Origin of the sequence: Rhodococcus sp. 14-2483-1-1, from assembly GCF_002259335.1 — a bacterium.
GTDB lineage: Bacteria > Actinomycetota > Actinomycetes > Mycobacteriales > Mycobacteriaceae > Rhodococcoides.
Map to the genome: position 1 here is coordinate 138,327 of NZ_NPFX01000014.1, position 12,581 is coordinate 150,907.

Consider the following 12,581-nt stretch of genomic DNA (forward strand, 5'->3'; position numbering starts at 1 on the left):
GTTTCGGTGTCTATTTCGCGCGCTCTTGGCAAGTGCGCGCGCGTTTGCGGGATCACCGGGCGGGATCGCCGGGCGGAGGTGGGCAGAAGTGGGCGCACTCAGGAGTTCACGGGTGCTGGTACACGGGTGCAGGGTTTCGGTTCTCTGCGGCCAACTCTGTCGCAAACGCGCGCGCATTCGTCGTATGCGCGCGGATTCGCCACCGTTTCGGGGTCTATTTCGCGCGCTCTTGGCAAGTGCGCGCGCGTTTGCGGGATCACCGGGCGGGATCACCGGGGCCGGGATCGCCGGGGCTGCCGAACTCCAGCGGTTCAGACGCTCAGCATTGCCCCGTACCCGCGGCGTCGAGTCCACGCAGAATTTGTTCCTGATCACTGGGCGGCACGGTGTTCCAACTCGGCGCGGTGGTCATTTCGTTGCGCAGACCCTCGACCGACTTGGCGCGATCGGAGATTCCGGTTTGTTCGAGTGCATCGATGGACGGCAAAAACTGGGTACAGGTCTGCTGGTACAGCGCTTCGCCGGTGACGCCCGAGGTTGGATCGGTGGGGGCGGCGGGTTCGGCAGCAGGTGCCTCGGACTCAGAAGTGTCCGCGGGTGCCGGGGCGTCGAGCGTGGTGCTGGCGGGGACTGTCGTGGAGGCCGCGGCAGACGTCGTTGTGCTGGTCGCGGCGGAGGTGGTCGACGCGGCCTCGGTCGACGCATCGTCGCTGCATCCGGCAATCGAGACTGCCACGATCAGCCCGAGCAATCCGGTCGCGATTTTTCCGTTCATCGCAACTGTGTACCACCCCGCCAGAACCACCGACGTCAGAGAAGGGTCTGCGCACGTCCGGTGATGGTGCTCAATGCCGTCGACCAGGCCCGGTTCTTCGGGTCGAGAAACGCGCCGTGTCCGGCTCCGGGAAGTACGACGAGTTCGGTGTCGGTGCTGCCCGCCTTGGTCGCTGCATCGACGTAGACGCGGCTCTGATTGACCGACACCGTCTGATCGGCGTCACCGTGCAGCGCAGTCAGCGGAACGTCGAGGGGGAGATATTCGATGGGCGACGCGATCTTGTAGCGGCCCGGTACCTCGTTCGGCATGCCGCCGAGGAAGACCGGCACGAACTTGTCGTTTCCGAGTGTGGCCGCCCGCTTCATGTCGAACACGCCGGCCATGATGGTGGCGCTACGCGGCTTGATTCTCGGTTCCGCTCCCGGCGCGTCGACGGGCATCAGGTGTCGAGCGGCCACCCATGCGGCCAGCTGCCCGCCGGCCGAGTGTCCGGCGACGTGGACGCGATCGAGATCGAGCCTTCCGCCTGCTGCGTCCTGTACGACGGTTGCCAATGCCTCGGTGGCGTCGTCGACGTCGGAGAGGGTGTTGGCCCAGTTGTTCGGACCGCGCCGATATTCGACGTTCCACACGGCGATGCCCTCGTCGGCGATGGCCGCCGACATCTGCTCGAAGTACGACAGGTCGAGATCCTCCTGCCATCCGCCTCCGTGAATCATCATCACCACCGGTAGTGAGGTGGCGTTGTTGTCGGGGAGGTAGAGATCGCCGATGTTGTCCGGATCGTATCCGTACTTCAATCGGACAGGGTCGCCAACAGGGCCCGAGACCGGTTGCAGCGCAGCCGAATACGTCTCGGCCGTACTCGGTGAGGAATCGGTGTCGGTGGAGCTGCAGCCGACCAGCGCCACCGCGAGCAGGCCGGAGAGGAAGTGGCGACGGTTCACGCGCGCTGTGCCGTCCAATCGAGCAGTTCGTCGAGCGGCCAGGTGTTGATCACTCGCTCCGCGGGCACACCGCGGGCCTCGGCGCGGATACAGCCGTACCCCTGCCAGTCGAGCTGGCCTGGTGCGTGCGCATCGGTGTCGATGGAGAACAGGCACTCGCGTTCGAGCGCGATGTCGATGAGGCGCTCGGGTGGATCCTGTCGTTCGGGTCGGGCATTGATCTCCACCGCGGTGCCGAATTGGCGGCAGCCCTCGAACACCACGGGCGCGTCGAATGTCGATTCGGGCCTGGTGCCGCGACCGCCCTCGACGAGCCGTCCGGTGCAGTGGCCGAGGACGTCGACGTGCGGGTTCGCGATGGCGGTGACCATGCGTTTGGTCATCGCCTTCGAATCGGCACGCAGGTTGGAGTGCACGCTCGCCACCACCACGTCCAGCTCGGCGAGCAGGCCTTCGTCCTGGTCGAGCGAACCGTCGTCGAGGATGTCGACTTCGATTCCGGTGAGGATGCGGAACGGTGCGAGCCGTTCGTTGAGTTCGGCGACGATGTCGAGTTGGGCGCGCAGACGCTCGGCGGTGAGGCCGTTCGCGACCTTCAGGCGCGGGGAATGATCGGTCAGCGCGCAGTACTCGTGGCCGAGCCTGGCCGCGGTACGCATCATCTCCTCGATGGGGCTACCGCCGTCGGACCAGTTGGAATGGGTGTGCAGATCACCCTTGAGCGCGGCGCGGAGGTCGTTGTTGCCGATGGGCTCGGCAGCGTTTCGTTGCTCGGCCAGATAGTCCGGAACGTCCTGCGTCAGAGCCTGACGAATGATCAGCGAGGTCTTGGCTCCGATGCCGGCCAGTGAGGACCAACTGTCGGCCTTCTCGTGCTCGGATCGTTGTGCAGGACCGAGAGATTCGACGACATCGGCGGCTCGCCGATAGGCCTTGACGCGGTGGGTGTCCGAGCGTGAGCGCTCGAGCCAGTATCCGATCTCTCGAAGTGCGTCCACCGGATCCATGCGTTCCATTGTGCCTGCCGGTACCGACACGTGCGCACGGGGTAAACGGACAAAACTCTCAGGGAGTTACCAGGTCGCTCATCTCCCATGGGCTTGAAGCTGCAACTATCATCGGCAGTCATGACCAAGAAATGGTGGATCGTAGGCGTGGTTGTCGTTGTGCTCGTGGCACTCGGGCTGTACTTCGGGCCCAAGATCTACGCGTCGTTTCAAGAAGACGCCGCCCCAGCGGCGTCCGTCGACACCTCGGGCGCGCAGGCGGCGACGACCGAGGATCTGAACGGAACATGGACCGTCACCCCAGGCGACGCGTCGAACACCACCGCGGCGGGCTACACCGTCGACGAGGTACTCAACGGCTCGGACGTGACCGTTGTCGGGTCGACGCCCGAGGTCAGCGGTTCGGTCAGCATCGCCGACAACTCCTTGACCACCGGTGAGGTTGTGGTGCAGACCAATTCGATCACCACCGACAGCGATCGCCGAGACAACCAGTTCCGCGGCAACATCTTCGACACCGCGACGTATCCGACGGCGACGTTCACGATCGACTCGCCGATCGATCTGTCCGGCCTCCCCAAGGATGGAACCTCCGAAACCGTCACGGCCGAGGGCACGTTGACGCTCAAGGATCAGACTCGCCCCGTCTCGGTGGAGATGCAGGTACTGCAATCCGGTGACACGCTCATCGCGTCGGGTGCCATTCCGACGACATGGGCCGATTACGGCGTCGAACCGCCGTCGCTCGGTTTCGTCACCGTCGAGGATTCGGGCACCGTCGACTTCCTGATCAATCTGAGCCGGCAGTAGCTCGTTCTCGTGGGGCCTCCGGCGTCCATCCCGGCGGTCCGACGAGATATCCGACGCGTTCCTTCCACGACCGCGATGCCGCAACATCCCGTGCGATGTTGCGGTATTCGTGTGTCTGGAGGGTCCAGATGTTGAACGTGTCGACAGGCGTGGTCAATCCGTAGTTCGGCCGCTCGACCTCCTCGGCGTACGTTCCGAACAACCGATCCCAGACGATGAGGATTCCGCCGTAGTTCTTGTCGAGGTACTGCGGATCGCGGCCGTGATGGACGCGGTGATGGGAGGGCGTGTTGAAGACGTACTCGAACGGGCGCGGGAGCCGGTCGATGCGCTCGGTGTGCACCCAGAACTGATAGACGAGGTTGATCGAGAATCCGACGAACACCATCCACGGCGGCATGCCCAACAGGGGGAGTGGCAGCCACATGATGACCTCGCCGCTGTTGTTCCACTTCTGTCGCAGCGCCGCGGCGAAGTTGAAGTACTCGCTCGAATGGTGGGACTGATGCGTCGCCCAGATGATTCGAGTTCGATGCGCGATGCGGTGATATCCGTAGAACAGCAGGTCGACGCCCAGGATCAGAATCACCCAGGTGTACCAGGCGTCTGCGGGAAGGTGCCACGGTGCGAGGTAGACGTAGATGGCCGTGTAGCCGACCAACGCCAGCGCCTTCCATGCCGTGGTGGTCACGATCGACACCAGGCCCATGCTCAGGCTGGCCCGCGCGTCTCTGCCGGAGTAACCGCCGCGTGCACCGTCTTCGAGCTTCGCCGCTGCGATCCATTCGATCGTCAATAGCAGCGCGAACGCGGGGATGGCCAGCGCGACGGGATCGCGCAGCGGTTCAGGCAGTGCATTCCACGCCGAGCCGATCCACTCGCTCATCGAACCTCCAGTGCGTGACAGTAACGGAGGAAGTGTAACGCTGTCGGACCAGGTTTCCCACAGCTCGTACCGTGGAATGTGCGCACCTGTCGGCCGAGAGAGCGGAGTGGAACATTGTTGAAGAAGATCACGTCCACGATCGGACAGGTGGGCGAGGCCGCGTTGGGTGTCGTCGGAATTCGGGTCGGTACGGAGGAGCCGCCGCACACGAGCCGTCGACTGACCGATGCGGTGGAGATTCGTCGCTACGAACCGCGCATCGCGGCCCAGACCACCGTCGACGCAGATGAAGAAGAGGCACGCCAGGAGGGATTTCGTCGCCTGGCCAGGTACATCTTCGGTGCAAACGGGGGTAAGCAGAAGGTCGCGATGACCGCTCCTGTCAGTCAGTCGTCCGCAGGCTCGCAGAAGATCGCGATGACGGCTCCCGTGTCGAGCACACCCGGCAGCGACGGCTGGGTCGTCCGGTTCTTCATGCCGTCGAAGTGGACGATGGACACGCTTCCGAAGCCCGACGACGACCGCGTGACGTTGACGTCGGTTCCGGCGGAGACGGTGGCTGTGCTGCGCTTCAGCGGTGGGCGCGGCCGCGACGACGTCGAACCTCAGATGGCGGCGTTGACCGCAGCGCTGCGCGCACACGACATCGAGATGCTGGGTGAGCCGATGACCTGGTTCTACGATCCGCCCTGGACGTTGGCGCCACTGCGTCGCAACGAGGTGGTTGTGGTGGTACCGGAAGGTTCCTGACCGGCGACTGCTCGCTAATTTCCTACCGAAATGATAGGAATTGATGGGTGCACATCACGGCGAGGGCGGACTATGCGGTGCGGACGCTCATCGAACTGGCAGCGGTCGGCGGGCAGGGCCCCGCGAAAGCCGAGGCGCTGGCCGCCGCGCAAGGTATTCCGCACAAGTTTCTCGAGTCGGTGCTCTCGGATCTGCGTCGCGCGGACCTGGTCTGCAGCAGGCGGGGGCCCGACGGCGGCTATTGGTTGGCGCGGGAGGCGTCGGACATTTCTGTTGCCGATGTGATCAGGTCCGTCGAGGGGCCGCTGGCGTCGGTGCGTGGTCAACGGCCCGAGGACGCCGAGTATGCCGGCCCGGCCGAGCCGCTCACCCGGGTGTGGCTGGCGGTGCGCGTCAATTTGCGCGCGGTCCTCGAGGCAGTGTCGCTCGCGGATATCGTCGAGGACGATCTGCCGGGATTCGTGAAAGAGCTGGTCAACGAGCCAACGGCGTGGGCTCGTCGATGACCTGAGTCACACCGACGGTCAGGTGTGGCGCGATCGACAAAATTGCACGTCTCTGCAAACTTGCAGAACCGTGCAAGTTCCGTACGTTGGTAATCGTGACTTCTCCGACGGGCCTTCGTGATCTGAAGAAGGCCGCTACCCGCGACGCTCTCGGTCTGGCGGCCGTGCGTCTGGGAAAGCTGCACGGCTTCGACGCGGTCACCGCCGACGCCATCGCGCACGAGGCGGGAGTCTCCACCCGCACGTTCCACAACTACTTCTCCAACAAAGAGGAAGCGGTTCTGCACCACATCGAGGTCTCGGCCCTCGAATGGTTCGAGCTCCTGCGCGCCAGGCCGTCGACAGAGCCGATCTGGGACTCGTTGCGGCACATAGCAATCAACCTCGTCGCGGACCCCGGCCGGGATCTGGACGATACCTTCGCGGCAGCGCGGCTCATCGAGGCCAACCCCGCCCTGATGGCCCGCAGACTCGAAATGCACCACTCACTGACCCGCAAACTCGGCGAGGCCATCGCCGAACGAACCGGCACCGATATCGACACCGATCTCTACCCCAACTTGCTGCAAATGGCTGTCGGTGGAGCCGTCACAGCAGCGCTGAACATCTGGATGAACGACCCGGCGGGAGGATCGACGCCCAGGGCCCTCATCGAAGACGCCTTCGACCAACTCCGCGCGGGACTTCCCGAGCCCAAGGGTCGTTCCGCAGGCTCCACTCCCGAGCCCAAGGGTCGTTCCGCAGGCTCCACTCCCGAACCCGAACCACACACCCCCACGTCCGAACCCAACCGAGGAGCTTGACAGTGGCCACCTATCTCTACCGAATCGGAAGATTCGCGTACCGACGCAAGGGCATCGTCCTCGGACTGTGGCTGGCGATTCTGGTCCTCGCCGGAGTGGGTGCCGCGACGCTGTCCGGTCCCACCGCGAACTCGTTCAGCATCCCGGGCACGCCCGCGCAGGCTGCACTGGACCTGCAGTCCGAGCGCTTCGGCACCGCCGAGGATCCGCTGACCGCGGTCAGCGCCGAGTACGTGTTCCAGGCACCCGACGGGCAGTCGCTGGACACTCCGCAGTACACCTCGGCGATCGACGCCACCATCGCCGAGATCGAGAAGGTCGACGCCGCCAAACCCGCCGAAGGTGCTCAGCCACTGGCGAATCCGGTTGCGGCCAACCAGTCGATCATCGAGCGGTACACCCAGGCGGCAACGGACGCGGGCACTCCCGCAGACCAGGTAGCAGCCGACGCAGCGGCCACGTCCCCGCTCAGCCCCAACGGCAACGTCGGCACGATCACCGTGCCGATCAACGTCGAACTGGCCGACGTCACCGACCAGATCCGCACCCAGCTCGACGAGGCGGCACAGCCCGCTCGTGACGCCGGACTGACCGTCCTCCTCGGCGGTACCGTCGCGCAGGAGAACGTCTCGCCCGGTGGCAGTTCGGAAATCGTCGGCCTCGCCGTCGCCGCCGTCGTCCTGCTCATCATGTTCGGATCCGCTGCGGCTGCCAGCCTGCCGCTCATCACCGCCATCGTCGGAATCGGTATCTCGAGCCTCGCGATCACCACGGCGTCCGGCTTCGCGAGCCTGTCGTCGTTCACTCCGGTGCTCGCGATCATGATCGGTCTCGCCGTCGCGATCGACTACTCCCTGTTCATCCTCGCCCGCTACCGACACGAGCTGACGCTCACCGACAACCGCGAGGAAGCCGTCGGACGGTCCGTGGGAACGGCGGGATCGGCCGTGGTGTTCGCCGGTGCCACGGTGCTCATCGCCCTCGTCGCCCTGCGAGTCGTCGGTATTCCGTTCCTGTCGCAGATGGGTCTCGCCGCAGGTTTTGCAGTGTTCGTCGCGGTACTGATCGCGCTCACCTTCCTGCCGGCGATGCTCGGTCTGTACAAGGGCAAGGCCTTCGCAGGCAAGATCAAGTTCGTCAACACCACCGACCCGGAAGACCCCAACGCCACCCCCACCAACGGACTGCGTTGGGCTCGGTTCCTGGTGAAGAGGCCCGCACTGGGACTGATCGGCGGCATCGTCCTGCTCGGCGTCATCGCAGGACCTACCACCGGTCTGTCGTTGGCGCTGCCGTCCACCGCTACCGCCGACCCGTCGACGCCCGCACGTCAGGCCTACGACATCGTCGACGAGGGCTTCGGGCCGGGACGCAACGGCCCACTGCTGGTCATCGCCGACGCGTCCAACGTCGCCGAGGCCGATCGGACGGCGTCGTTCGGCAAGGTCGTCGAGACCATCACCGGGCAATCCGACGTGACCAACGCCCAGATCATCGCCGTCAACCAGGCTGGGGACACCGCACAGATCCTGGTCACCCCGTCGTCCTCGCCGAACAGTGAGCAGACAAAGAACCTCGTGGCGAATCTGCGCGACGCCGAACCCGGCGTCGTGGCCAGCGACGGCGTCTCCTACGGAGTCACCGGTCAGACGGCACTCGAACTGGACGTCTCGGAACGACTGCAGGACGCCCTGATCCCGTACCTCGCAGTGGTGGTCGGCCTGGCATTCGTACTGCTGATGCTGGTGTTCCGCTCCATCCTGGTGCCACTGACCGCAACGCTCGGGTTCCTGCTCAGCGTGCTCGCGACCTTCGGTGCCACGGTGTTCATCTTCCAAGAGGGCGGACTCGGCCTGATCTCCAACCCGCAGCCGATCGTCAGCTTCATGCCGATCTTCCTCATCGGTGTGGTGTTCGGTCTCGCGATGGACTACCAGGTGTTCCTCGTCTCGCGTATGCGTGAGGAGTTCGTCCACGGAGCCGCCGCCAAGGATGCCGTCGTCAACGGTTTCAAGTACGGCGCACGCGTCGTCACCTCGGCTGCAGTGATCATGATCTCGGTGTTCGCTGCGTTCATCGCCGAGCCGGACTCGTTCATCAAGTCCATCGGCTTCGCGCTCGCCGCTGCCGTGTTCTTCGACGCGTTCGTCGTGCGCATGGTGCTGATTCCGTCGGTGATGGCGCTGCTGGGAGACAAGGCCTGGTGGCTGCCGAAGTGGCTGGACAAGATCTTGCCCAACGTCGACATCGAAGGTGCCAAGCTGAAGACGGCTCCGGAGAAGGATTCTGTACCTGCTTAGGTCCTAACCGGTCGGCCGAAGATTGCCCGCAACACTCGAAAAACGGAGAGACTGTCATCCATGTGTACGAGTAATCTTCGGCCATCATGCTGATTCCCCTGCTGCGCACGTATCTGGCCCCGTACAAGCTGCCGATCGTCGCGTTGGTTCTGCTGCAACTCGTCGCCACGTTGGCGGCGCTGTTCCTGCCCAGCCTCAACGCCGACATCATCGACAAGGGCGTCACCACCGGCGACACGGGTTACATCCTCTCCGCCGGCGGACTGATGCTGGTGGTCTCGGCAGTACAGATCATCAGCTCGGTGGCCGCAGTGTTCATCGGTGCTCGCGCGGCCATGGGCGTCGGACGTGACCTGCGTGGGGCGATCCTGCACCGCGTCGGCACGTTCTCGGCTCGTGAGGTCGGCCAGTTCGGTGCGCCGTCGCTGATCACCCGCAACACCAACGACGTTCAGCAGGTGCAGTTGGTGATCGTCATGGGGTTCACCATCGTGGTGATGGCTCCGATCATGTGCGTCGGCGGCATCGTGATGTCGCTGCGCGAAGATCTCGGCCTGTCCTGGATCCTGTTGATCGCGGTACCGGGGCTGGCGATCTCCATGGGCCTGATCATCATCAAGATGGTGCCGGCCTTCCGTTCGATGCAGAAGCGCATCGACGCCGTCAATCGTGTTCTGCGTGAACAGATCACCGGAATTCGCGTGGTGCGGGCGTTCGTCCGAGAGGACTTCGAGGTCGACCGGTTCGGAGCGGCCAACACCGCACTCACCGAAACCGCACTACGCGTCGGGCGGCTCATGGCCTTGATGTTCCCGACGGTCATGCTCATCAGCAACGTCACCAGCGTGGCCGTCATCTGGTTCGGTGGCCATGCCATCGATCAGGGCACCATGCAGATCGGCTCTCTCACAGCTCTTCTGAGCTACATCATGCTCATCCTGATGTCGGTGATGATGGCCTCGTTCATCGCGATGATGGTGCCCCGCGCGTCGGTGTGTGCCGATCGCATCAGTGAGGTACTCGCCACCGAATCGTCGGTCGTGTTGCCGGACAAGCCCAAGACTTTCGCATCCTCGCCGGGAACGGTCGAGCTCGTCAACGCCGAATTCTCTTTCCCCGGTGCCGAATATCCGGTGCTCTGTGGAGTGAACCTGCGGGCCGAAGCAGGCAAGGTCACCGCGATCATCGGCGGTACCGGTTCCGGAAAGTCCACGCTGGTCAACCTGATTCCGCGATTGATCGACGTCACCGGCGGCGAGGTACGCGTCGGGGGAGTCGATATCCGCGAACTCGATCTGGATCTGCTGCGTTCCGAGATCGGTCTGATCCCACAGAAGCCATATCTGTTCTCGGGCACCATCGCCAGCAATCTGCGGTACGGCAAGTCCGACGCCACCGACGCGGAACTGTGGGAGGCACTCGAGATCGCACAGGGTGCCGACTTCGTGCGCGCAATGCCCGAGGGACTGGAAACACCCGTCGCACAGGGTGGTACGACGGTGTCCGGTGGTCAGCGTCAACGCCTGGCCATCGCTCGTGCGCTGGTGCGCAAACCCAGCATCTACCTGTTCGACGACTCGTTCTCCGCACTGGATCTGACGACCGATGCCAATCTGCGCGCGGCACTGAGGCCGGTGACGCGAGATGCATGCATGATCGTTGTCGCTCAACGCGTCTCGACCATCATCGATGCCGACCAGATACTCGTACTCGACGACGGAAAGCCGGTAGGTGTGGGTACCCACGACCAATTGATGGCCGATTGCCCCACCTACGCCGAGATCGTCGACTCGCAGCGCGCCGTGGCCGGTGCACTGTGACCGCACAGGTGGAGAAGACGGAAGAGAAGGACGACGCCCCCGTCGCCAAGACTGTGATGCCGGGTACCAAGGCCCGTAACTTCAAGGGTTCGTTCAAGCGATTGGTCGGCCTACTCGCTCCTGAGAAGGTGCTCCTGTCGGTGATGCTGGCCTTCGGTATCGCCAGCACCGTGCTCACCGTTGCCGCGCCGACCGTGCTCGGCCACGCGACCGACCTGATCTTCGACGGCGTCGTCGGGAGGGGGCTCGAGCCCGGTCAGACGAAAGAGCAAGCGATCGACGGGCTTCGGGCAGCCGGGAACGATTCGACGGCCGATCTGCTGTCAGGTATGAATGTCATCCCCGGTGCAGGTATCGATTTCGGTGCTGTCGGAACCGTCCTGATGTGGGTCCTCGTCCTGTACGTGCTGTCGTCACTGCTCGCCTGGGCTCAGGGCTACATTCTCAACATCGCGCTGCAGCGTCGAATCCTGTTGTTGCGCGGCAGCGTCGAGGCCAAGGTGCATCGACTGCCGCTGAAGTACTTCGACAACAATGCGCGCGGTGAGACGCTCAGCCGCGTCACCAACGACATCGACAACGTCTCGACCAGCCTGCAGCAGACACTCAGTCAGTTGATCACCGGCATTCTCACCGTGCTCGGCATCCTCGGTGTGATGATCTGGATCTCTCCACTGCTGGCTCTCGTTGCGGTGCTGACCATTCCGGCGTCGTTCGCGGTGACCGCCGTCATCGCCAAGCGTTCGCAGCCGCACTTCGTCGCACAGTGGAAGCACACCGGAAAGCTGAACGCCCAGATCGAGGAGACCTACACCGGCCACGAGATCGTCAAGGCCTTCGGTCGACAGGAAGACGTAGAACGCGAGTTCGGCGATCGCAACGAGAAGCTCTTCCAGTCCAGCTTCCGAGCCCAGTTCATCTCCGGCATGATCATGCCCGTCATCATGTTCCTCGGAAACATCAACTACGTGGTCATCGCCGTCGTCGGAGGGCTGCGGGTCGCGTCCGGCACGCTCAGCCTCGGTGAAGTACAGGCCTTCATCCAGTACTCGCGTCAGTTCACTCAGCCGCTCACTCAGGTCGGTTCGATGGTGAACCTCATCCAGTCCGGTGTGGCCTCTGCCGAGCGCATCTTCGAGGTGCTCGACGCCGAGGAAGAGGATGCAGATCCGGCCGATGCGGTACGGCCGATCGAGCGACGGGGACGCGTCGAATTCGAGAATGTCTCCTTCGGCTACTCGGCTGATCGCCCGCTTATCGAAAACCTCTCGCTGGTCGCCGATCCCGGTCACCTGGTCGCGATCGTCGGTCCCACCGGTGCAGGAAAGACCACACTGGTCAACCTCATCATGCGGTTCTACGAGATCGACTCGGGCCGCATCACTCTCGACGGCGTCGACACCAGGAAGATGACCCGCGAAGAACTGCGCGCTCGCACCGGCATGGTGCTGCAGGACACCTGGTTGTTCGGCGGAACCATTCGCGACAACATCGCCTACGGCGACCCGAGTGCCAGCGAAGAGGAAATCCTCGAGGCTGCGCGGGTGAGCTACGTGGACCGATTCGTGCACTCGCTGCCCGACGGCTACGACACGATCATCGACGAGGAGGGCAACAACGTCAGCGCCGGCGAGAAGCAGCTCATCACCATCGCCCGCGCCTTCCTGGCCAAGCCGTTGATCCTCATCCTCGACGAGGCCACCAGCTCCGTCGACACTCGAACCGAGCTACTGGTGCAGAAGGCCACCGCGAAACTGCGCAGCGATCGCACCAGTTTTGTTATTGCGCACCGCCTCTCGACAATCCGCGACGCGGACACGATCGTGGTGATGGAGAACGGCAGCATCGTGGAGCAGGGTAATCACGAGGAACTCCTCGAGGCCAGGGGTGCGTACTTCCGCCTCAATGCGGCTGGCGCCGCAGTGGCAGGAATAAGTGCCTCAGAGGGCACTTAACCGCGCCACTGCCGCGCAG

10 protein-coding genes and 1 pseudogene are annotated in these 12,581 nt (G+C 64.0%); 7 read left to right on the forward strand and 4 right to left on the reverse strand.

What is annotated here, in order from left to right; genetic code table 11:
• Nucleotides 1-319: 319 nt before the first annotated feature.
• From CH294_RS11945 to CH294_RS11955, 3 genes are read right to left on the reverse strand one after another with little or no spacing between them, the layout of a single operon-like run.
• A complete protein-coding gene (locus CH294_RS11945) occupies nucleotides 320-775 on the reverse strand; it encodes a hypothetical protein (RefSeq protein ID WP_094738058.1) in 456 nt (151 codons plus the stop codon).
• A gap of 35 nt (nucleotides 776-810) precedes the next feature.
• Nucleotides 811-1,725, reverse strand: a complete 915-nt coding sequence (locus CH294_RS11950) for an alpha/beta hydrolase (RefSeq protein WP_094738059.1) — start codon at nucleotides 1,723-1,725, stop codon at nucleotides 811-813.
• Nucleotides 1,722-2,732 carry a PHP domain-containing protein gene (locus CH294_RS11955; RefSeq protein ID WP_094738383.1) on the reverse strand — a complete coding sequence of 337 codons (1,011 nt, stop codon included), beginning with the start codon at nucleotides 2,730-2,732 and terminating at the stop codon, nucleotides 1,722-1,724. Before CH294_RS11955 ends, CH294_RS11950 begins: the two co-directional genes overlap by 4 nt.
• 120 nt (nucleotides 2,733-2,852) lie before the next feature.
• On the opposite strand from CH294_RS11955, the gene CH294_RS11960 reads away from it, so the two are divergent.
• Nucleotides 2,853-3,542, forward strand: a complete 690-nt coding sequence (locus tag CH294_RS11960) for a YceI family protein (protein ID WP_037154725.1) — start codon at nucleotides 2,853-2,855, stop codon at nucleotides 3,540-3,542.
• Here CH294_RS11960 and CH294_RS11965 read toward each other — a convergent pair.
• On the reverse strand, nucleotides 3,523-4,428 hold the full coding sequence (locus CH294_RS11965; RefSeq protein ID WP_094738060.1) for a sterol desaturase family protein: 906 nt from the start codon (nucleotides 4,426-4,428) through the stop codon (nucleotides 3,523-3,525). The genes CH294_RS11960 and CH294_RS11965 overlap by 20 nt on opposite strands.
• 114 nt (nucleotides 4,429-4,542) lie before the next feature.
• On the opposite strand from CH294_RS11965, the gene CH294_RS11970 reads away from it, so the two are divergent.
• The 6 genes and pseudogenes from CH294_RS11970 to CH294_RS11995 all read left to right on the forward strand — a co-directional run bounded on the left by CH294_RS11970 (nucleotide 4,543) and on the right by CH294_RS11995 (nucleotide 12,562).
• Nucleotides 4,543-5,178, forward strand: coding sequence for a heme-binding protein (locus CH294_RS11970; RefSeq protein WP_094738061.1), 636 nt, complete (start codon nucleotides 4,543-4,545; stop codon nucleotides 5,176-5,178).
• A 47-nt stretch (nucleotides 5,179-5,225) separates the two neighbouring features.
• Nucleotides 5,226-5,684 (forward strand): Rrf2 family transcriptional regulator, encoded by a 459-nt coding sequence (locus tag CH294_RS11975; protein ID WP_094738062.1) that lies wholly within the window; start codon nucleotides 5,226-5,228, stop codon nucleotides 5,682-5,684.
• A 95-nt stretch (nucleotides 5,685-5,779) separates the two neighbouring features.
• Nucleotides 5,780-6,379 (forward strand): annotated as a pseudogene (locus CH294_RS11980) (TetR family transcriptional regulator); the annotation flags it as partial.
• Between the two features lie 110 nt (nucleotides 6,380-6,489).
• Complete coding sequence (locus CH294_RS11985; protein ID WP_094618057.1) at nucleotides 6,490-8,787, forward strand: MMPL family transporter; 2,298 nt, start codon at nucleotides 6,490-6,492, stop codon at nucleotides 8,785-8,787.
• 86 nt (nucleotides 8,788-8,873) lie between these two features.
• Nucleotides 8,874-10,607, forward strand: a complete 1,734-nt coding sequence (locus CH294_RS11990) for an ABC transporter ATP-binding protein (protein ID WP_094738064.1) — start codon at nucleotides 8,874-8,876, stop codon at nucleotides 10,605-10,607.
• Between the two features lie 56 nt (nucleotides 10,608-10,663).
• Nucleotides 10,664-12,562 carry an ABC transporter ATP-binding protein gene (locus tag CH294_RS11995; RefSeq protein ID WP_170944731.1) on the forward strand — a complete coding sequence of 633 codons (1,899 nt, stop codon included), beginning with the start codon at nucleotides 10,664-10,666 and terminating at the stop codon, nucleotides 12,560-12,562.
• Nucleotides 12,563-12,581 lie beyond the last annotated feature (19 nt).

What these genes read in the sequence shown, in the direction of transcription:
- CH294_RS11965 (WP_094738060.1), bottom strand. Translation starts at nt 4,428, where the DNA reads ATGAGCGAGTGGATCGGCTCGGCGTGGAATGCACTGCCTGAACCGCTG.
- CH294_RS11945 (WP_094738058.1), bottom strand. Translation starts at nt 775, where the DNA reads ATGAACGGAAAAATCGCGACCGGATTGCTCGGGCTGATCGTGGCAGTC.
- CH294_RS11995 (WP_170944731.1), top strand. Translation starts at nt 10,664, where the DNA reads ATGCCGGGTACCAAGGCCCGTAACTTCAAGGGTTCGTTCAAGCGATTG.
- CH294_RS11960 (WP_037154725.1), top strand. Translation starts at nt 2,853, where the DNA reads ATGACCAAGAAATGGTGGATCGTAGGCGTGGTTGTCGTTGTGCTCGTG.
- CH294_RS11990 (WP_094738064.1), top strand. Translation starts at nt 8,874, where the DNA reads ATGCTGATTCCCCTGCTGCGCACGTATCTGGCCCCGTACAAGCTGCCG.
- CH294_RS11955 (WP_094738383.1), bottom strand. Translation starts at nt 2,732, where the DNA reads ATGGATCCGGTGGACGCACTTCGAGAGATCGGATACTGGCTCGAGCGC.